Here is a 22,088-nt window from a genome sequence, read left to right as displayed (position 1 = left end):
TATGAATCCTAACACATTCCGCATATTTATATACTTTATTAAGATAGACAATTAGATAACGAAAAAAGGCAATCAATTCTAATTAGAATTAATTACCCTTTTTAAATTATCGCTTTATCTAAAGCGGAAGACGGGATTCGAACCCGCGACCCCCACCATGGCAAGGTGATGTTCTACCACTGAACTACTTCCGCATTTTGGCTATATGCCGACTAGAGGATTCGAACCTCCGACCCCCTGTTTACAAGACAGGTGCTCTGCCAACTGAGCTAAGTCGGCATTATGTCAACAACAATTAACATAATACAAAATAATTAATCAATTTGCAAGACTAATTATTAATACGGGTGAAAGGACTTGAACCTTCATGTCCAAAGGACACTAGAACCTAAATCTAGCGCGTCTGCCAATTCCGCCACACCCGCAAAAAACTAATGAATCCATTAAGCGTTTTGCTTAATGGAGGATACAGGGATCGAACCTGTGACCTCCTGCTTGTAAGGCAGATGCTCTCCCAGCTGAGCTAATCCTCCATGTGTTACTCGTTTCAAACAACTATATTAGTATACCTTTTGACTATAAATCATGTCAACAACAATTTTTAAAGTTTTTAGCGCTTATTTTTGACTGAGCAATATCATATTTCGCCCTAACGCAAAAATACCCCTCTGATTCCTTATTTAGAATCAGAGAGGTATCTTAATTTAGCTTATTCAGGATTATTTGTGTTGTCTTCTGGTCTCATTGTTGGGAATAAGATCACGTCACGAATAGATGGTGCATCAGTTAGCAACATTACTAAACGATCGATTCCGATTCCAAGTCCACCAGTTGGTGGCATACCATATTCCATAGCTTCCACGTAATCGTTATCGATTGGTTCAGCTTCATCGTTACCCTTTTCACGTTCAGCAGCTTGTGCTTCAAAACGTTCTTTTTGGTCGATTGGATCATTTAATTCAGTAAAGGCATTACCGAATTCATGTCCTAGAATATAAACTTCGAAACGATCAGTGAAGTTAGGATTATCTTTACTCTTCTTAGCCAAAGGTGAAACTTCTAGTGGATACTCATAAATAAATGTAGGTTCTTTCAAAGTATCTTCAACGAAAGTTTCAAAGAACTCAGCGATAATATGACCAACGCCCCAGAAATCTTCGTAGTGTACACCTTTTTCATCAGCCAACTTACGAGCTTGTTCAAGATCCATATCTTGACTGAAATCAATACCAGTTTGTTCCTTGATTGCATCAACCATCTTCAAACGTCTGAATGGCTTGCTCAAATCAATTTCTTCACCTTGATAAGTGACCTTTTGAGTACCATTGGCCTTTTGCGCTGCATGTCTGAAGATTCCTTCGACTTCTTTCATAACATCAGTCATATCCCAATATGCGGCATATGTTTCCAAAGAAGTAAATTCAGGATTATGTTGTGTGTCCAAACCTTCATTACGGAAAGCACGACCAATTTCATATACTCGTTCAAATCCACCAACGATCAAACGTTTCAATGGCAATTCCAAAGCAATTCGTAGATACATGGACATATCCAAAGCATTGTGATGGGTGATGAATGGTCTAGCACTAGCACCACCAGCTTGAGTGTTCAATACAGGAGTTTCAACTGACATAAAGCCTTCGCCATCCAAATATTCACGAACGGCTGAGATGATCTTAGTACGCTTCTTAAAGCGTTCAAAACTATCTTGGTTAGCAATTAGATCCAAGTATCTTTGACGATAAATTTGTTCCACATTAGTCAAACCATGGAATTTATCTGGTAAAGGACGAAGTGACTTAGAAAGCATTGTGATATGTGTAGCTTTAACAGTCAATTCACCCATATCAGTCTTCATAATTTCACCGTGGATTCCCAAGTGATCACCGATATCTGAACGCTTGAAAATGTGATAATTCTCTTCACCAACGACATCTTTACGGACATAAATTTGAATCTTGCCGCTGCGATCACGGATATCGGCAAAACCAACTTTACCTTTACCACGTTTTGTCATCATACGTCCAGCAATGACTACAGGTAGGTCTTGTTCTTCAAGGGTTTCCTTGTCTTCATCGCCATACTTATCGTGGATTTCTTGGGCTAAAGCAGTTCTTTCAAATCTTGAGCCGAATGGATCAATGCCTTCATCATAAAGTTCTTGAAGTTTTTCACGTCTGACCCGTAGTTGGTCGTTCATGACTCTTGTTTTCTTAATTTCTTCTTTAGTTGGTTGCTTCTTTTGGTTGTTATTTTCGTTACTCAAAATTTTTCCCCCTGTCTACGAAATTTCTGAAGATCTCGCTTCTCTTTTTTCATAACTTTCAACAAAATCATCTAATGTATCAAAAACTTCTTGCATCGAATCTTCATTCATAACTTTAGCACGAGTTCTGACTGCATGGGGAATCCCCTTTAGATAATATGCTGCTTGTTGACGAAATTCTGGAACACCAACATGCTCACCTTTTAAGTCTACCAGACGTTGGAGTTGAAGTTTAGCTATATTAATTTTTTCTCTAACACTTGGTTCCGGTAAGATCTCGCCTGTGTTCAAATAATGATTCATTTCATTCAAACGCCAGAGGTTGCCAAGAACCGCTCGACCGACCATAACTGCATCGGCTCCTACGTCCTCCAGCATTGTTTTTGCGTCCTGTGGTGTTTTAACATCACCGTTACCGATGAATGGAATCGTTAATTGATCAGCCACTTCATGTAAAAGTTCCCAGTCGGAATGGCCACTATACATCTGAGCTTTAGTTCGTCCGTGCATTGCAACTGCCTTGGCACCAGCTTCTTGAGCCGCCAGGGCATTTTCGATTGCCAAAATACTGTCGTTGTCCCATCCAGTTCGCATTTTCACTGTGACTGGTTTCTCAACGGCTTTGCTGACAGCTTTAACCATCTCATAAAGCTTATCAGGATCACGTAGCCAGCTAGAACCAGCCCCAATCTTAGTAACTTTCTTGACTGGACAGCCCATGTTGATATCAATAATATCAGCACCAGTATTATTAGCCACATAAGTTGCTGCATTAACTAATGAATCCTTAGTACCACCGAAAATTTGAATACTGACCGGATGCTCTTTGGGATCGACGAACATCATGCCCAACGTCTTTAAATTTCGATATTTAATACCTTGGTCACTAATCATTTCACAAACTACTAAACCTGCACCGAATTCTTTAGCAGTAACTCGGAAAGATGAATTGGTGATACCTGCCATAGGCGCAACGACAATTTGATTAGGAATTGTGACGTTGCCTATTTTCCACTCCATACTTTTTACCTCTGAATTATTTCAATTACAACTCGTAATAATAACAAATTTTCTATTCAGATAGCAAATTTGATTAATCCTTTTCAGAGATAATTGTTTTTAATTCTGCTTCATCAAATTCATATTTATTGCCACAGAACTTGCAGACAGCCTCAGCTCCATGATTTTCTTCGATCATAGCTTCGAGTTCTTTTTTAGATAAGGTTGCTAGCGCCTTGGAAAATCTTTCCTTTGAACAATCACACTTGAATTGAACGGACATATCTTCGAGATATTTCATGTCAATGCCATTCATGACTTTTTCCATCACTTCTTGATTGCTCAAACCTTCCTTCAACAAAGTCGAAAGGTTAGGAATAACTTTTAAATTAGCTTCAATCTTGTTGATATCTTCATCTGTGGCACCAGGTAATGTTTGTACCAAAAAACCACCAGCAGCACCCACAGTCTCATTGGGATTAACGAAAACTGATACACCAATTGCTGAAGGGATCTGTTCTGACTTAGCCATATAATAGGCAAAATCCATTCCAATTTCACCAGATACCAGTGATACTGACCCTGTGAAAGGCTCCTTCAAATGCAAGTCTTTAGTAATACTCAAGGTTCCATTAGTTCCGACTGCTGCTTTGACATCGATATGTCCATCTTCACGAGCTTTTAAGGCAACATGAGGGTTAGCGATATAGCCTTTAACATCACCTTGGGCATTAGCGTCAACCACGATAGCACCGACTGGTCCATCGCCTTGAACTCGAGTGGTTAAAACTTCATCCTCTTTTAAAGTTGAAGTTGCTACTAAGATTGATCCAATCATCGTCCGACCTAGTGCAGCACTTGAATTTCTCCAAGTATCATGTCTTTTTTGAGCTTCTTGAATCGTCTCAGTTGCGTTGACGACATAGGCTCTAAACTTACCGTTTGTGGAAACGGCTTTTGTTAGTGTGTCAGTCATTTTTACTTCCTCCGTTCAAAAAAGCGACTCTCACGAGTCGCTTTTTCTAATTGATTATCATTATTGATTATCATTATTGTTATTGTTATCAGATGAATCATGAGTTCCATCGTCAGGCTTTTCATCAGTTGGCTTTTCAGTCTCAGACTTAGTTTCATCAGTTGGTTTAGACTCATTTTCTGAAGGGTAAGTTGTTTCATCCAAATCATCATCTGACTTAGTTGATTCACTCTTACTTGATTCTTCTGACTTTTGCTTAGCAGCATCCTTAGCTTCAGCAGCTTTCTTAGCTTCTTCAAAGGTTGCAGCACTTTCACTTGGGAATTCTTGGTTAGCATCATTAGCAGGCATCTTACCTGTGTTATACAAGCTCAAGATTTCCTTTTCATCAAGTGTTTCGTACTTCAAGAGTGCTTCGGCAATAATCTTATGTTGTTCACGATGTGTTTCAAGAATTTCTCGAGCACGTTCGTGATCTTCATCGATAATACGTTTAACTTCTTGATCAATAGCTTTGGCAGTGTCTTCAGAGTATGAAGGCAATTGACGATAGTTACCACCACTAAATGGTTGACCATTCTTTTCAAGTTGAACTGTACCTAAACGATCAGTCATACCATATTCAGTAACCATGGTCCGAGCAATTTGAGTTGCTTGTTCAAAGTCATTAGAAGCACCTGATGAAGGCTGGCCGACGATGATTTCTTCGGCTGTACGACCACCAAGTAATCCAGTGATTTGTTCATTTAATTCCTTCTTAGTTGCTAAGTTCTGATCATCTTTAGGAAGCATGATAGCGTAACCGCCAGCACGTCCACGAGGAACGATCGTAACCTTTCTAACAACTCGAGAATCACTCAATACTAAACCGATCAAAGCGTGTCCAGCTTCGTGATAAGCCACAGTGTGACGTTCTTGTTCTGGAACCACACGGTTTCTCTTAGCAGGACCAGCAATAACACGGTCTTCGGCTTCATCAAGGTCTGTTGGGTCAATCTTTTGCTTACCACGTCTTGCAGCAACTAAAGCAGCTTCGTTAAGTAAGTTTTCAAGGTCAGCACCAGCAAAACCTGGAGTTTGTTGAGCAATTGCCTTTAAATCAACATCATCTGTAAATGGCTTATTCTTAGCATGAACTTTAAGAATAGCTTCACGTCCCTTAACATCAGGACGTCCAACCAAGATCTTACGATCAAAACGGCCTGGACGTAACAAGGCAGGATCAAGGACATCAGAACGGTTAGTAGCAGCCATAACGATGACACCTTCGTTACCTGTAAATCCATCCATTTCGATCAATAATTGGTTAAGTGTTTGTTCACGTTCATCATTACCACCACCGGTACCAGAACCACGTTGACGACCGACAGCATCAATTTCATCAATGAAGATGATTGATGGAGCGTCTTTTTTGGCGTTTTCAAACAAGTCACGAACACGTGATGCACCAACACCAACGAACATTTCAACGAAGTCTGAACCAGAGATTGAATAGAATGGGACTTTAGCTTCACCGGCAACAGCCTTAGCTAGTAAAGTTTTACCAGTCCCGGGAGGGCCCTCTAGAAGAACACCAGATGGTATTCGGGCACCTAAGGAGACGAATTTTCTTGGATCTTTTAGAAATTCAACAACTTCAACAAGTTCTTGTTTTTCTTCTTCTGCACCGGCAACATCAGAAAATCTAACTTTATTTTTCTTAGGATCTTCTGGCTTAACCTTGGACTTGCCAAAGTTCATGACACGGTTGGCGCCACCACCTTGGCCTCCTCGGCCCATCATCGCAAAGATTATAAAGAAGAATAATGCAAACGGCACAACGACCGTTAAGATTAATGAAATCCACTGACCGGACTGTGACTTAGGAGCAGCTGTAGTCTTAACTCCTTTAGACATAGCGGCACTGTTAATCATTTTTAGCGTATCGTTATTTGGTAAAACCGTTGAACTGAATGAAGTTACTTCACTAGAAGTCGTAGCTTGGTTACGACTGAAGAGTGACACGGAGCGTGTCGTTTCAGCCTTTTGAGCTTTCTTGTATTCACCAGTTACTTGATAAGCTCCCCCAATGGGTTCTAGTTTGAAACTCTTCACTTTGCCTTGCTTCAATTGTGTAATGAATTGGTCTTGGCTCAACGTTTTTGATTGGTCTGAGGATTGACCACCAGCAAACCAACTTGCCGCAAGAACCAAAACAACAAAGAGCAAGATGTAAAACAGGCTATTATTAATTAACCTATTTCGATTATTTTTCATACATTTCCTCCTAAATTACTTAGACGTTACATATTGTAACATTGGTGAACCGTAACACAATAATAATTGTAACTCTATCTAAATTATTTTGTGGAATAAACCTCTGGTTTTAGAACTCCGACGTAAGGTAAATTACGATAATGCTCATTATAATCCATTCCGTAACCCACAACGAATTCATCTGGAATTTGAACTCCGACATAATCGACCTTAACGTGTTTAATTCTACGAGCAGGTTTGTCTAAGAAAGATACGATCTTGATAGAATTAGCTTGACGGACATCGAATAGCTCTTTGAGACGATCTAAAGTATAACCTGTATCGATAATGTCTTCGACGATAACGACATCACGACCTTGCAAAGATGTATCTAAATCTTTGATGATCCGAACATCCCCAGTTGTAATGGTGTTCTCGCCACCATAACTAGAAACGTCCATAAAATCATATTCCATTTCTATATCGATATTCTTGACTAAATCCATCATAAACATCGCTGCACCTCTTAAGATACAGACGAACAAAGGGTTTTTGCCACGATACTCTTGTGAGAGTTGCTTTCCTAGGCGTTGATTAGTTTGTTTGATCTCTTCCTCTGAAACCAAAACCTTTTCAATATCAGAATTCATTTTCTTACCTCAGTAAAGTTAATTTGGTAATGCTCATTACCCTTTTTTAAATAATCACTCATATTATAAATTTTTTCAACCCAAACTATCCGATTATCAAATAATAAAACCAAATAATTATCACGTTCATATTCGGGTATTTTTTTATTGATGAAACGTTTATTCAATTTTTGATGAAGGCCGTTGGATAACAAGACTTTGTCTCCAGGACGACGGGTTCGGATCGTAATTGTCTCAGGAACTTTATCATAAGTTAAATCGAAATCTTTGTCAGTTGATTTGATTAAAATTTCTTTTTGGCCAATCACAGTCTTTTGACCGAGAACAATTTGATGTTCACCTACATCAGCAGAGTGACCTTTTTTCAACAAAAATTGATCGTAACTATGAATGAACCGCCATGAATCTTCCAAGTCGATTGAAGCATTCGCGTCATCCGAGCAAATAATTTCGATGATTTGTTCAATTTGACGATTGCTGATAGATATTTCCAAGGCTCGCTTGGTAAAGAAATTGCCCCAGAATAAAGTTTGTTGATCATGGTCTAACTTTAAGACCGGCTTTAATTTTCCACTGATTTGAAAAGTTGCTTCGGTCAATTCCATCTTCTGCTCAACTTCTTGAAAAGTCTCTTTAGCCAAGTCGATCAAAGCAGTCAACTGCCGATCGAAAAAGCGGAAATGATTTAATAATTGGCCGTTTTCTTTTTGCAGCTCAGGAAAAATATTATTTCTCAAACGATTGCGCATAGTTATATTAGCAAAGTTAGTTTCGTCTTGAACATGTTTTAAATCATGGATATCAGCATATTCTGAGAGTTCTTGTTTCGAAAAATTCAATAATGGACGAACTATCTGCTTTTGACCAAACGGGCGTTGTTCTTTCAAACTAACAACCTCATAAGCATTGCCAGAACGAATCATCTTCATCAAAATATTTTCGGCTAAATCGTTACCATGGTGTGCAGTCAGCAAGGTATCAAAATGTTCTTTTAACATCACCTGTTGAAAAAAATGATAACGAAACTTACGAGCCGCGGCTTCCATCCCAATTTCTCCATCAGGTTGGTCAAGCCACTTGGTAGTGAAAAAACGATAACCATTCTTTTGACAATACTCTTTGACAAAAGCTACTTCAGAACTACTCTCTGGTCTTAAATTGTGATCAACGTTGACGACGGCAAAATTCTCTTTCGACAAGATTTGAGCAACGACATTCAACAAAGTCATCGAATCCACTCCACCAGAAACGGCAATCAAGACCCGTTTGGCTTGATAACGTTGCAGTAATCTTCTAACTGTTCCAATAATTCGATTATCTAGTTCCATTGATCCTCCTCAAAACGTCTCATCTAAATATCCCTAGTAATCAATTCCGACTACTAGGGATATTTTAGGAAAAAGTTATTAACTGCGTCGACCGCCACGGCCACCACGTTTACCTTCGGTATTTTTCTTCAGGATACTTAGTCTTTCTTCACTTTCCTTCATGAAACCGGACATCATATCGTCAAAGCTCTCACGTTTTGGTTGTGGTTTTCTTTCACTACGTTCATGGGAACGATGTTCATGATACTTTGGTTTTGGCTTATCAGAAGCTTGTTTAATTGAAAGTGCAATTTTATGATCCTTCTCGCTAAGAACTAAAACTTTAACAGTGTCGCCAACGCTTAGCACATCGTGAATATCTTTGACATAGCCGTCAGCAATTTCACTGATGTGCACCATTCCGCTTTGTCCTTCTCCAAGGTCTACAAAAGCCCCAAAATTTGTAATTCCTGTTACTTTACCTTCTGTTTTAGTTCCTACTTCAACTGTCATCTAATTAAAAATAATTCCTTTCCCTATTTTTGATTCGTAGTAGTTGGCACGTTGGCTGGTAAGTTATAAACTTGTTCGCCTGGTTTACTATACATATACTTTTCTCGAATATATTTCTCAATATAATTCGTGTCATGAAGCTGACTGACCTCAAGCTTTAAGTCACTTTGAGTCGTCTTTTGCTTGACCAGCTTCTCCTTACTTACCTCGATTTGAGAAACAGTATTGGCATAGGTGCGATGGGCATTAAAAATTTGAACGCCAAATACTACTAAAATCACAGCGAAAACAACGCCAATCATGATAATACGTCGTTTGTGAACTTTCTTGACGTAATTTTGCCGATCATGATCAGGAGCGGGCTGTTTTTTAGGTTGTAAGACAGAGACATTAGAATTTAGTTTACGTATTTCCATGCTACTACTCCCCTAGAAATGATTAACTTGAGTATAACAAGTTTATCTACGTATTTGAATGATTAATTTGCTAATTTTAATCTATTTCTAATTCTAACTAGACTTCTTCGTACATGTCAGCAGATTCATCTTTTTTTGTGGTTTCTTTAATATTAAGCACGCGAATCTTCATTGTCTTTTCACCAAAATGCAATTCCAAGACATCACCGACGGCAACTTCACTAGACGATTTGGCTACTCGGTCATTGATCAAGGCACGTCCATTGTCCGCAAATTCTTTGGCAACAGTTCTTCTCTTAATGATTCGACTTACTTTTAAATACTTATCTAATCTCATAATTACTCCTCTATTTTCATAAACTTAGTGATGTATCTTCCCAGCGGTAAAATTTCCCACTCGGCTTTTGTCAACATTTTCCACCGTTTAGAAATTCTTAAATAAAATAACGCCCCTAAAGGAATCGCAATCAAGTTGATCACGATGCTATTAAAGCGGGTCAAAGTCAAACTTGTTTCTAAAATCCTGACAATAATTCTAACTACCACGGCCATCAACAATCCTAAGGCCAAGAGTTTCTTAGTAAACCCCTTGTCTAAAGATAAAAAGTTACGGTCAAAGTTATAAATTGTCAAAATTCCAAATAAAATCACACATTCACTTAGAATCGTCGCCATTGCACTGCCAGCGATTCCAAATCTTGGTACTAAGATGATGTTCAAAGCTGCTTTAGCTACTAAAGACGTCCCGAACAAAATCAATTTGTGATAATTCTTTTCATCGTCGCCACTAGTCACGGCCACTAATAGATTGATAAAGGACACGATCATGATCGAGAGCATATAAATACTCAGAGTTGTTGAACCACTCGTATTGGTGAACAACATCGTATTGATTTCAGGCATCAAGGCTATCAAACCAGCAGTTTCCGCCACCGACAACCAGAGACAGACCCGAACCATCTTTTGAATCGTATCTTTATTTTGACGCAGTCGATTTGTCTCTTTTAATTGGGGCATGATAGTTGAGACAAATGACAAGGAGATCACAATTCCTAGTTGCAATAAAGGTTGTCCACGATCAAAGATTCCTTTTTGAATTTCCGCTTGATCTAACGAGAGTCCAGCATGCAACAAGAGTCTGACCGTAGAAAATGAATCAATGAATTGATAAAAAATCGTGATCCCGGTAAAGATGATTATTAGCAATATTTCTAAAGCTAATCCATGTTCCAAACGAATCCTTGCGTCAGCCTTAGGTTCAACTTGCGGTTTATTTTTCCAAAACGTATACAACAAAATGGCTACAGCCGACAAGCCACCTAAGAAAGCTCCAGCATTGGCTAAATTACCCATTTGATAAACATCAAGGATGCCATGACTGAATAACAAAGCACTAATAATAATGATCACGATTCGAAAGAACTGTTCGGATACTTGCGAAATTGCGCTCGGTTGCATATACAGATCACTCTGGAAAAAGCCTCGCAAACTGGCCTCAAATGGCACTAACAGAAAAGCTAAGGCAACAACTCTTACTTCGACGTATAACCGTGGGTCTCCCATCAAAAAAGCTAGGTACCTCGACGACATCCAAAGTAAACTCGTAATCACTAAACTAGAAGCCAACAGTATCAAAAATGTCTTTTTCAACAAATTATGCTTGGTATCCAGAGTCGCTTGTTGGGCAAAAGTTTTAGAAATCACCACTGGCAAGCCTGACAATGCTAAGACAGAAAAAATCCCATAGATTGGATAAACTTGCTGATAAATAAAATAGCCTCGATCCCCAACGATATTTTGCAAAGGGATGCGATAAATTGCACTCAAAAGTTCCGAGAAAAATGAGGCTATCGTTAAGATCCAGGTCCCCTTAATCGCCCTTGAAACTTCTTTTTGCATATTATTTTTTTACTTTTTCTTTCTTTAAATTGTCAAAAATCTCTGCCATCTTCTCTGCAAAAGTCTGTAATTGACTGAACCATTCATCTTTCTTGACGCTACCAGTATCTAAGGTGATGGTAAATTCATTATTCTTATCGCTGACTTTAGCTTTCATGGTCGTATTAGCTAAAAACTTGAAAACTAAATCGCCCGTTAAATAATCGTTTGCTTTGGGTGAAAACTTAATAGCAATCATCCCATTACGCATGATCACGTTCTTAACTAATGATTCATCGAATGAGTTCTTCAACAGACTGATGTCTAACAAGTTGCCAACTTCTTTAGGATAATCGCCAAATCGATCCAAGAGTTCTGACTTAACTTCTTGATAACTTTCCAAAGAATCGATCTGCCTGATCCGTTTATAGAGCTCAACTTTTTGTCTTTGGTCAGTAATATAATCTTCTGGCAAATAAGCTTCTAAAGCCAAGTTAACTTCGGAGTTAGTCTTTTCAGCCTTAGTATGACCACGTTTTTTAGCTACGGCATCATTTAACATCTGTGTATAAAGGTCGAAACCAACTGAATCGATGAAGCCGTGTTGCTGTTTACCTAACAAATTACCAGCACCTCGAATTGAAAGGTCACGCATAGCAATTTTGAAACCAGAACCTAATTCGGTAAAGTTTTTGATTGCTTCCAATCGTTGTTCACCGACTTCTGTCAAAACTTTATTAGGTTTGTACATCAAGTAAGCATAGGCCACTCGATTGGAACGTCCTACCCGACCTCTGATTTGATACAACTGTGACAATCCATAACGATCAGCATTTTCAACGATCAAAGTATTGGTATTAGGCATATCGACTCCTGTTTCAATGATAGTAGTCGTCACCAAAACATCATATTCGCCATTGAGGTAGTCAGAAATTACCCCTTCCATCTGTGTTTCCGTCATTCGACCGTGGGCAGTGGCAATTCGAGCTTCTGGAACTAAAGCTTGGAGTTGATTAGCAACTTGATCCATATCTTCCACTCGATTATGCAAATAAAAGACTTGTCCTCCACGAGCCATTTCACGCTTGATGGCACCAGCAATTACTTCATAATTTTGTTCCATGACATAAGTTTGAACTGGATAACGATTATTAGGAGCCGTTTCAATCAAAGAAAGGTCTCTGACTCCAAGCATAGACATGTTCAAAGTCCGAGGAATCGGTGTTGCAGTAAGCGTCAAGACATCGACATTAGCCTTTAATTGCTTGATTTTTTCCTTATGCTTTACGCCAAAACGTTGTTCCTCATCGATGATCAAAAGACCGATATCATGAAACTTAACATCCTTTGACAGTAAACGATGAGTTCCAACGATAATATCCAAAGAACCATCAGCCAATTTTTCAATCGTTTCCTTACTTTGCTTACGGGTTTGAAAACGTGACAGGATACCGATATTGACTGGAAAGCCTTCGAAACGGTCCTTCATCGTCTCATAGTGCTGTTGTACTAGTAAAGTCGTAGGTGCTAAGAAAATCACCTGTTTACCAGCTTCAACAGCTTTAAACGCAGCCCGTAAAGCGACTTCAGTCTTACCAAAGCCCACATCCCCAACGAGTAGACGATCCATTGGGTGAGCCTTTTCCATATCACGTTTGATTTCATCCGTTGAACGTAATTGATCCGGCGTTTCTGGATAAGGAAAGGCATTATCGAAATCATGCTGCATTTGATCATCTTTAGGAAAAGCAAAGCCTTTCTCGGCTTCACGTTTGGCATAAAGGTCAATCAGATCATCAGCGATATCTTCAATATTTGACTGAACTTTGCGCTTGGTCTTTTGCCACTCATTACCACCTAATTTGTTGATCTTAGGTGACTTACCTTCGGCTGAAACGTATTTTTGGACCATATCCAACTGTGTCACGGGAATAAATAGTCGGCCATCATCACGATATTCAATCGTAATGTAATCTTGATGTTTGCCATCGACTTCCATCGTCTGCATACCGATGAACTTACCAATACCATGATTGACGTGAACTACATAGTCCCCAGGCTTTAATTCGTTGTAACTCTTCAATCGCTCGGCATTAGCTAAAGTTTGATGGCGGCGCTTTTTAGGCTGCTTGTTGAACAGTTCTTTTTCAGTAATTACGGCCACTTTTTGGTCTGGCATTTCAAAACCAGAACTCAAATTAGCATTTAAAATCTGCGTCTGCATATCGATGACCTTATCTTTAGTAGTCAAGGTCGCTTTAATTCCAAAGTCAGCCAAAGTATTATTGATAGCTGAAATTCGTTTGTCATTGCCGATCACTAACAAGATCGTGTAATTTTGTTTTTGCCACCGTTCCACTTCTGATTTCAATAATGGCATCTGACTGAAGAACTGTTGCATTGAGCGGACAGGAACATTTTGTAATTGATTCAGACGAATATGGCCCATCCCTTGTTGAAAGGCCGATAGAAAAATTTGCGGATGTTTATCGCCCTTAACTATTTCAATGAAGCTCTGTCTGATCTTTTGTTCTGGCAAAGCCTTTCCAAATTCCAATTGACTGGCTAACCAAGATTGATTTTCGGCCGCACTGTCATTAGATTGTTCGATCAGACGATTATATTCGTCAAAAATCACAATATCTTCGGAATCTAAATAATCAAACATATTACTGGGATGATCCAGGACGTAATCTGCAATCCGGCCCATATTATCGGGGCGAATCCCCTCGGACAACTCGGCAATCATCTGGGAAAAGTTAACTTCCAAATTATTTTTAATATCTTTATCTTCAGTTGCTGCCAATTGTCTTTGATAACTTTTTTGCAATTTCTTCAAACCAGTCTGAACTTGTTCATCAGTCATCAGACGGTCTTGAGCTGGAAGAATCGTAATATCTGGCAATTCATCCATACTCCGTTGCGTTTCAGTATCAAAGAACTTGATTTTTTCAACTTGATTACCAAAGAAATCAATTCGCACAGGGTTATCGACATTCAAAGGATAAATATCGACAATATCCCCACGGATTGCGAAATCCCCGGGTTTAGCAACTAATTTATCTTTAACATAGCCCATCTGCACGAACTCACGGTTCAAATCTTCGAGATCATACTCTTCATCAACTTTGATATCCAATTGAGCTGATTTAAACAATTCTTTAGCCGATAATTCATACTCCATACCAGCAATGGAAGTAACCAAGATCCCAGCATCATCACTAGTTAAGAAACTTAATGAATCTAGGCGCTGACTCAATTCATCGGGTGAACTGGTAGCCAATTCCGTAGAGATCGATTCTTCAACTGGAAAGAGATGTACCTTATCGCTATCTAACAAATTGAGGTCATCATATATTTTATTGGCATGAAAATTGGTGTTTTCAACGATGAGAATTTTTTTATCGGTGCGTTTTAAAGTTTCCAATGCAAAAAGGGAAATCGTTGATCCCGTCAGGCCAGTTAATAAGTTCTTGGTATCTGGCTTAACTTGATTAATAAATTCCCCAAGGTCGAGCTTATTCGTAATGAAATTTATTAAATTCACTTTCTGCCCCCTTGCGTTAATTATATTTATTCATTAATTGATCGATCGAATCACCACTGATCCAATCTTTGACCAAAGCTGCTGCTTGGTCGATTCCGCCTAGTGCCACTGGTTCTTCATCTTTAGAAAAAGGTGTTAATACCCAGTTGACGACACTTTGTTTAGCCGGATGTTGAATTCCAATTTTGATACGGCTAAATTCTTTAGTACCTATAGATGAAATTATACTCTTAATTCCATTATGACCACCAGCTGAACCCTTAGTTCGTAATCTTATTTTACCGATCGGCATATCTAAGTCATCTTGAATAACCATCAATTCTTCCGGACGAATCTGATAGTAACCCATCAAAAAATTAACCGCTCTGCCTGACTCGTTCATGAATGTTAACGGTTTCACTAAGAAGACTGTTTCGCCATCAATTTTGAACTTACAGTACTCGGCCTCGAAGTCTTTTTTCATTTGTGTTTGACCGTATTCATCCATCAACTTGTCAATCGTCATAAAACCCATGTTATGTTTGGTACGATCGTATTTCTTACCTGGATTTCCTAAGCCAACAATTAGTTTCATATTTATACCTCATTTCGAATTTACATTATATCATGTTAAATTCACTATTTTTTTACTTTTTTCACAATCAACTTGTTAATTACCCTTAATTATTTGTTTAATGAACGACGGAACATATTATTTTCGAAGGGATGATATTTTATAATGACAACTCCAACAAACGAAAAGAACCACCAAAAAGTACTTCTAGTTGGTGACGGTGCCGTAGGTTCAACTTTTGCATATGCTATGACACTTCAAGGTATTGCACAAGAACTAGTTATCTGCGATATCGCTAAAGACAAGATTAAGGGTGACGCAATGGACCTTGCTGATGCAATTCCATTCTCATACCCTAAGAACATTCACGCTGGTGAATATTCAGATGCTAAGGATGCTGATATCGTTGTTATCACAGCCGGCGCTCCACAAAAACCAGGTGAAACAAGACTTGACCTTGTAAACAAGAACTTGAACATCTTGAAGACAATTGTTGACCCAATTGTTGAATCAGGATTCAATGGTATCTTCTTAGTTGCTGCTAACCCAGTTGATATCTTGACATACGCTACTTGGAAACTTTCAGGCTTCCCTAAGGAACGTGTTATCGGTTCAGGTACATCACTTGATACAGCTAGACTACAAAAATTCGTTGGTGAAGAACTAGGCGTAGACCCTCGTTCAGTTAACGGTTACATCATGGGTGAACACGGTGATTCAGAATTCGCTGCATGGTCACACTTAACTGTTGGTGGCGTTACAATGGCAGAATGGATGAAACAAAACTCAGACATCACTGCTGATACTCTTGACGCTATCTACAAGAAGACAGTTAACGCTGCTTACGACATTATCAATACTAAGGGTGCTACATTCTATGGTATCGGTACTGCTCTTGCAAGAATCTGTAAAGCATTGCTAAGCGATGAAAACACAGTTCTTCCATTATCAAACATGATGACTGGTCAATATGGCGTTTCTGATATTTATATCGGTTCACCTGCTATCATCAACCGTAAAGGTCTAAAACAAATCGTTGAAGTCCCATTGAATGATGAAGAATCAGCACAAATGAAGAAATCAGCTGCAGAACTTGAAAAAATTCTTAAAGATGGTTTCGAAGCTACAGGTATCAAGGGTCGTCAATAATCCTTAATCACTGTAATATTAAAAGCCGAAGCAAATTAATAATTTGTTTCAGCTTTTTTTTTGTGCCGAAGTACTGTATTATTAGTTCAATCATACTTGATTGGATGTGAATATATATGTTAGTTAAATCACTTGTTTTAAAGAAAGACAAACTTACTACAGTTAAAGAAACTGTAACGCTTGAAGAGGCTCTTAAAGTCCTTGAGGATTCAGGTTACCGTTGTGTTCCTATTCTTGATGAAAGTGGTCAAATATTTAGGGGTAACATTTATAAGATGCACATCTACCGCCATAAATCACGTGGTGGCGATATGAGTCTACCTGTAACAACTTTGATGAAAAACGCTACTAAGACTATCAATGTTGACTCACCATTCTTCAAAGTTTTCTTCAACATTAAGGATCTTCCTTACATCGCTGTTTTGGATGAAAACAATTTGTTCTATGGTATCTTAACTCACTCCAGACTTCTCAGCATGTTGTCAGACGCTTGGAACTTGGATATCAGTAGCTATGTCCTAACAGTTAGTTCTTCAGGTGACCGTGGTGATCTTGAGAAAATGTCCAAGATCTTTGCTAAATACGTTTCAGTGGCTGCCTGTATGACTTTGGATGCTAAATCAAATGAAGTCGTTCGTCGGACACTCTTTACCTTACCTTCTGGAACTGATATTGAAACTTTGAAGGAAATTATCAAACGTCTTGAAAAGAAGAGCTTTATCGTTTCAGAAATCGATGACTTGAAGTCGGGTAAGATTCTCGACAAGAATACATTATAATCTTTCAACCATTTTGCTAAAACAAAACCAAAAAAATTCTTACTAATTGTCAAAGCGACAGTCAGTAAGAATTTTTTTTTAGTTTTTGTAAACACGTGGAAGACGTTCATTCAAGGCACAAAGAACTTCGTAATTGATGGTTTGAGAATATTGTGCGACATCAGTAGCCGTTATTTCTTCGTCACCATCTTGACCGATCAATGTAACTTTTGTTCCGACTGGCAATTCTTTTGGTAAACGTACCATGAATTGATCCATGCAGACACGTCCGACGATTTGACAACGTTGTCCATTGATTAAAACATCGAAGCCTTGCATTCTTCTTAACCAGCCATCAGCATAGCCGACCGGAATAGTTCCAATCCATTCATCTTTTTCGCAAGTATAAGTGGCACCGTAACCGATACTATCGCCAGCCTTAACTTTTTTAACAAAAACCAATTCCGAGAAGAAACTCAAAGCTGGTTCTAGTTTAAATGGTAACTTGGTGATATCAGTTTGTGAGGGATTCAAACCATACAAGGCGATTCCATATCTAACCATGTTGATAGCTAAATCTTTGTGCCACAAAGCTGTAGCTGAATTGGCACAGTGAACGTAAGTAAATTCAGTTGGCAAATCGCTCGACATTTCTTTGAAACGTTGAACCTGTTTTTCAAAATAATTTTCATCCGGACTGTCAGCTGTGGCAAAATGAGTGAACAATCCTTCAGGAATAAAGGCGTTCTTATGAGCGTTCAAAAATTCGCAAGCTTCAACCAAGTCGGCTTTTTTCTGAAAGCCAATGCGACCCATACCACTGTCAACTGCTAAATGTACCTTCAAATTAGTCGTTCGCAACTGTACGGCTACCTTCAACCAATCTAAATCACCCACAGTCACTGAAATATTGGCCCGTGCGGCCACTTTAGCATACTCGACAGGAATTATACCTAAAACTAAAATTGGTGCCTCTACGCCGCTATTACGTATCTCTAGGGCCTCATCTAAGGTAGCTACACATAATCCAGCTGCTCCGTACTCAATTTCTGCTTGAGCTACTTGAACCAAACCATGTCCATAGGCATTAGCCTTAACAACTGCAAAGACTTTGGTTCCCTTGGGTACGGCTGCCAACTCATTTTGCAGGTTTTCCTTGAGTTTGCCCAAGTCTATCTCTAAGTATGCTGGACGATGTATTGATGGTAACATTTAATTTTCCTCCTCTAGTATAACTTCAGTTATAACTAGTTCATCTGTATCGGAAATGGATACGTGAATATTGCCTTGAAATATTTCGGTTTTGATGTATGGCTGACCCGAGTCATGATTCAAAACACTCAAATCATGAAAACCAATCCCAACTAGGCCAGTTCCCATAGCTTTTGTGAAAGCCTCTTTGACTGAAAAACGTCCTGTTAGATAAGTCATTTTAGCTTTTTCGGTATTCAAAGCGTTGAAAACTTCAATTTCATCAGGATTCAAAATTTTCTCCAAAAATCTTGGATGACGACCATAAATCTTACGAACACGGTCGATTTCTGCAATATCGATACCTAAACCTTTGATCATATGATTCTCTCCGTTTTTATAAGAATTTTGTTAAACTCCGTAACTAAATAATTAAAAAAACAAAATGATTAACTCATTGCTCAAGCCTAAATGATAGCATTCTCAGACTAATTTACAAGTCTTGATCAGAATCGATGCTAATAGTCATATTGTCCTTCTTTGATTATTTTACTGTATCAAAAAAGGCAAAGTAAAATGTTTTACCTTGCCTTATAAAATTAATTATTATTTTTCCAGATTAGTTCTGATCTTGAATGACTTTTTAGCACGACTATTATGCTTGTTGTCATGTTCGCGACGCTTGCCACCATTGTCATCATGGCCACCACGACGATCATTACGACGGCGACCACCATTACGACGATCTGAAGAACCGCGATGTCCGTTGAATTTACCACGACGTCCATGACCTGAACGGCTATGACTAACTTTTCTTGATGGAAGTGGTCTTTCAGGAGCAATCTTAACCGGAACACTTTCAGCATCCTTGATTGATTCGCTCAAGAAGATTCTGGCAATATCTTCAGCTGAATATTCTGATAACAATTCTTGAACAGCTGAATCAAAACGATCCAAATGTTTGTCATGTTCCAAAGTATCCTTGATATCTTCTTTAACAGATTCAAGTTGACCTTTAAGAACTTCCTTATCAGTTGGTGGAGCTAAAGGTTCCATACGTTTCTTAGTCAAGTTTTCAATGGTACGTAAGTAACCCATTTCGTTTGGTGTAACAAAAGTTACTGACACACCAGAATGTCCGGCACGACCAGTACGGCCGATACGGTGAACATAACTGTCAGGATCTTGAGGAATATCGTAGTTATAAACATGTGATACTCCAGAAATATCCAAACCACGGGCAGCAACATCAGTTGCGACTAAGAAGTCCAACTTACCAGCTTTGAACTTTCTTAAAACACTAGTACGTTTGTCTTGTGACAAATCACCGTGAATACCTTCAGCGTTGTAGCCACGAGCTTGTAAACCACGTGTCAATTCATCAACACGACGTTTCGTACGACCAAAAATCAAGGCCAACTCAGGAGCTTGAACATCAAAGATACGCGTCATCAAATCAAATTTTTCAAACTCTTTAGCTTTAACAAAGTATTGTTCAATCTTATCAGCTGTCAATTCCTTTGACTTGATCTTAACGATCTTAGGATCAGTCATAAACTTATCAGCAATCTTCATGATTGGCTTAGGCATTGTAGCTGAGAACAATAATGTTTGATGCTTGTTAGGTACGTTTGACAAGATACTTTCAATATCTTCAACGAATCCCATATCGAGCATTTCGTCAGCTTCATCAAGGACAACGGTTTTGACGTTGTGTAGTTTCAATGTGTGACGATTGATATGGTCAAGCATTCTACCAGGAGTTCCGACAATAATTTGTGGATGACTCTTCAAGGCACGAATTTGGCGTCTGATATCAGAACCACCATAAACACTCTGAACCTTAACTTTCTTCTTACTTCCTAAGCGATACAACTCTTCTTGAGTTTGAATAGCTAATTCTCTAGTTGGTGAGATAATCAATGCTTGTATGTCACTTGATTGAGTATCAACGGCATTTAGTAATGGTAAACCAAAGGCTGCCGTCTTACCTGTACCAGTTTGAGCTTGTCCAATGACGTCGTCGCCAGTCATAACTAGTGGAATAGTTTGAGCTTGGATAGGTGTAGTTTCTTCAAAACCAGCTTCGTCTATGGCACTCAATAATCTGGGATCTAAATCTAATTCTTTAAATTTCACAAATGTCCTCCATTTTTTAAAACACGATAAATAACAATTTGACTACTGTACCACGTTTCATACACAAACTCAAATGACAGCTTCTACAATAATTCATGTAAAACGTTTTCTAAATGTATTCCATGGCTGGCCTTGAGCAAAATAGTATCATTTGGTTTTAATTCTTTTTTCAATTCTGCCGTTAAATCAGCTAGCTGATCTTTGCCATACCAAAGTAAATCTTGATCATCATATTTAGTAGCCAATTTATCTCTCAAGAATTTCATATCGTCGCCCACTAAATAAACTTTATTGAAGTCAGTTGCATTTATATGATCGGCTAATGACTCATGAAGCTTGGCAGACGCATCACCCAATTCCAGCATATCACCTAAAACGATCAGTTTACGACCAGAGGTTTTAATTGCACTTAAACTGTGCAAAACTTCAATTGCGGCCGTCGGATTGGAGTTATACACATCACTCAAAATATCGGCTCCGTTACTAGCTTTGAGCCATTCCGTCCGATTCTCGGTCACAAATAACTCGCTTAAAGCTTTTTGCATCGCTTCGGGTTTAATATGTGAAGCTTGTCCGACCAATAAGGCAGCCAAAGCGTTGTTGACGTTATATTCGCCCATCATCGGAATCGTGAATTCGAGCTCTGGCCATTGATTAGTTGTAAAACTCGTCGTAGTCTTGCCAGGTTTGATCTTTGTCGCATACAAATCATTGGTATCTTTTCGACCAAAAGTTAATTGTCTCTGTTCAATTTTTTTAGCACGTTCTAACAATAATGGTTCGTCACCGTTATAAACAAAACGACCATCTTCTTGCAAGTGATTTGTTATTTCCATTTTGGCATCAGCAATCTTATCACGGGTTCCAAAAAATTCAATATGCGCTTCACCGATCATTGTGATGACAGAAATATCAGGATTAGCAATACTGCTTAAATGATCGATCTGGCCAGGACGGTCCATCCCCATTTCTACTACTAAGACTTCGGTATTAGTCGGCATGTTCAAAATCGTGTAAGGCACACCAATTTCGTTATTAAAATTCTTAGGTGTTTTGGCAACATTATTGCTGGTACTCAAAACCTTGGCGATCATATCCTTGGTGGTAGTCTTCCCGTTACTACCAGTCACAGCAATGACCTTAGGATTTACCTTATTCAAATAATACTTAGCTAAAGTTTCAAAGGCACTGGCAACATTCTTTACGACAACATAAGGTATCTTGGCATTGACAATTTCATGATCACTTTGCCAGATCGTAGCACTTACGCCGTTTTCAATCGCACTATTGATAAATTCATGTCCATCGCGATCTCCTTGCAGTGGAAAAAATAAATCACCCTTTTGAGCCTTGCGACTATCGAAACAAACTCCAGTAATCTCAACGTCTGCAATCGCATCACTTTGGATTTTTAACGCTGAGTAAACTTCCCTTAACTTCATCTTCATGAAAAAACTTCCTCAATTATAAATAATTTAATTTGTCTGGTATAAACAAAAAAAGAGTATACT

The 22,088-nt window shown here is 38.7% G+C and carries 18 protein-coding genes and 4 tRNA genes; 2 read left to right on the top strand and 20 right to left on the bottom strand.

Translation table 11 applies throughout. The features are described 5' to 3' along the window. Nucleotides 1-122: 122 nt before the first annotated feature. The 16 genes from ACG72T_RS09285 to pth form a co-directional block, all read right to left on the bottom strand. Nucleotides 123-194: transfer RNA gene (locus tag ACG72T_RS09285), tRNA-Gly, on the bottom strand. 12 nt (nt 195-206) lie between these two features. Next, nucleotides 207-279, bottom strand: a tRNA-Thr gene (locus ACG72T_RS09280). 63 nt (nt 280-342) lie between these two features. Next, nucleotides 343-425 (bottom strand) — tRNA-Leu (locus ACG72T_RS09275). 35 nt (nt 426-460) lie between these two features. Next, nucleotides 461-533, bottom strand: a tRNA-Val gene (locus ACG72T_RS09270). 176 nt (nt 534-709) lie between these two features. Beyond that, nucleotides 710-2,200 carry a lysine--tRNA ligase gene (gene lysS, locus ACG72T_RS09265; RefSeq protein WP_395266020.1) on the bottom strand — a complete coding sequence of 497 codons (1,491 nt, stop codon included), beginning with the start codon at nt 2,198-2,200 and terminating at the stop codon, nt 710-712. Between the two features lie 81 nt (nt 2,201-2,281). Beyond that, entirely contained in the window at nt 2,282-3,286 is a 1,005-nt protein-coding gene (dusB, locus tag ACG72T_RS09260) for a tRNA dihydrouridine synthase DusB (protein WP_395265941.1), read from the bottom strand. 73 nt (nt 3,287-3,359) lie between these two features. Next, nucleotides 3,360-4,241, bottom strand: coding sequence for an Hsp33 family molecular chaperone HslO (gene hslO / locus ACG72T_RS09255; RefSeq protein WP_395265940.1), 882 nt, complete (start codon nt 4,239-4,241; stop codon nt 3,360-3,362). Nucleotides 4,242-4,301: 60 nt separating this feature from the next. Further along, nucleotides 4,302-6,497 (bottom strand): ATP-dependent zinc metalloprotease FtsH, encoded by a 2,196-nt coding sequence (gene ftsH / locus ACG72T_RS09250; protein WP_395265939.1) that lies wholly within the window; start codon nt 6,495-6,497, stop codon nt 4,302-4,304. 83 nt (nt 6,498-6,580) lie between these two features. After that, complete coding sequence (gene hpt, locus ACG72T_RS09245; RefSeq protein WP_395265938.1) at nt 6,581-7,126, bottom strand: hypoxanthine phosphoribosyltransferase; 546 nt, start codon at nt 7,124-7,126, stop codon at nt 6,581-6,583. Continuing rightward, entirely contained in the window at nt 7,123-8,454 is a 1,332-nt protein-coding gene (gene tilS, locus ACG72T_RS09240; protein ID WP_395265937.1) for a tRNA lysidine(34) synthetase TilS, read from the bottom strand. The genes hpt and tilS overlap by 4 nt, the downstream gene beginning before the upstream one ends. A gap of 78 nt (nt 8,455-8,532) precedes the next feature. Then, on the bottom strand, nt 8,533-8,946 hold the full coding sequence (locus ACG72T_RS09235) for a S1 domain-containing RNA-binding protein (protein WP_395265936.1): 414 nt from the start codon (nt 8,944-8,946) through the stop codon (nt 8,533-8,535). 23 nt (nt 8,947-8,969) lie between these two features. After that, nucleotides 8,970-9,362, bottom strand: coding sequence for a septum formation initiator family protein (locus ACG72T_RS09230; RefSeq protein ID WP_395265935.1), 393 nt, complete (start codon nt 9,360-9,362; stop codon nt 8,970-8,972). Nucleotides 9,363-9,459: 97 nt separating this feature from the next. Further along, entirely contained in the window at nt 9,460-9,699 is a 240-nt protein-coding gene (locus ACG72T_RS09225; RefSeq protein WP_395265934.1) for an RNA-binding S4 domain-containing protein, read from the bottom strand. 2 nt (nt 9,700-9,701) lie between these two features. Continuing rightward, nucleotides 9,702-11,261 (bottom strand): oligosaccharide flippase family protein, encoded by a 1,560-nt coding sequence (locus ACG72T_RS09220; RefSeq protein ID WP_395265932.1) that lies wholly within the window; start codon nt 11,259-11,261, stop codon nt 9,702-9,704. A 1-nt stretch (nt 11,262) separates the two neighbouring features. Then, nucleotides 11,263-14,787: a transcription-repair coupling factor gene (gene mfd, locus ACG72T_RS09215; RefSeq protein ID WP_395265931.1), complete on the bottom strand. Its 3,525-nt coding sequence runs from the start codon at nt 14,785-14,787 to the stop codon at nt 11,263-11,265. A 16-nt stretch (nt 14,788-14,803) separates the two neighbouring features. Continuing rightward, nucleotides 14,804-15,361: an aminoacyl-tRNA hydrolase gene (pth, locus tag ACG72T_RS09210; RefSeq protein WP_395265930.1), complete on the bottom strand. Its 558-nt coding sequence runs from the start codon at nt 15,359-15,361 to the stop codon at nt 14,804-14,806. A gap of 144 nt (nt 15,362-15,505) precedes the next feature. Here pth and ACG72T_RS09205 point away from each other — a divergent pair, with 144 nt between their 5' ends. Together ACG72T_RS09205 and cbpA are read left to right on the top strand one after the other, a co-directional pair. After that, nucleotides 15,506-16,489 carry an L-lactate dehydrogenase gene (locus tag ACG72T_RS09205; protein WP_395265929.1) on the top strand — a complete coding sequence of 328 codons (984 nt, stop codon included), beginning with the start codon at nt 15,506-15,508 and terminating at the stop codon, nt 16,487-16,489. Between the two features lie 116 nt (nt 16,490-16,605). After that, a complete protein-coding gene (gene cbpA / locus ACG72T_RS09200; protein ID WP_395265928.1) occupies nt 16,606-17,268 on the top strand; it encodes a cyclic di-AMP binding protein CbpA in 663 nt (220 codons plus the stop codon). 78 nt (nt 17,269-17,346) lie between these two features. Here the strand turns inward: cbpA and alr are convergent, their stop codons facing one another. From alr to murF, 4 genes are all read right to left on the bottom strand, one after another. Continuing rightward, on the bottom strand, nt 17,347-18,459 hold the full coding sequence (gene alr, locus ACG72T_RS09195; RefSeq protein ID WP_395265927.1) for an alanine racemase: 1,113 nt from the start codon (nt 18,457-18,459) through the stop codon (nt 17,347-17,349). Continuing rightward, on the bottom strand, nt 18,460-18,819 hold the full coding sequence (gene acpS / locus ACG72T_RS09190; RefSeq protein WP_395265926.1) for a holo-ACP synthase: 360 nt from the start codon (nt 18,817-18,819) through the stop codon (nt 18,460-18,462). 225 nt (nt 18,820-19,044) lie between these two features. Then, entirely contained in the window at nt 19,045-20,577 is a 1,533-nt protein-coding gene (locus tag ACG72T_RS09185; RefSeq protein WP_395265925.1) for a DEAD/DEAH box helicase, read from the bottom strand. A gap of 83 nt (nt 20,578-20,660) precedes the next feature. Further along, nucleotides 20,661-22,025, bottom strand: a complete 1,365-nt coding sequence (gene murF, locus ACG72T_RS09180) for a UDP-N-acetylmuramoyl-tripeptide--D-alanyl-D-alanine ligase (protein WP_395265924.1) — start codon at nt 22,023-22,025, stop codon at nt 20,661-20,663. Nucleotides 22,026-22,088: the final 63 nt, after the last annotated feature.

The organism is Companilactobacillus sp. FL22-1 (assembly GCF_043951805.1).
Lineage (GTDB): Bacteria > Bacillota > Bacilli > Lactobacillales > Lactobacillaceae > Companilactobacillus.
Note: the sequence above shows the minus strand (reverse complement) of the source record. Positions and strands in the feature narration are given on the sequence as shown.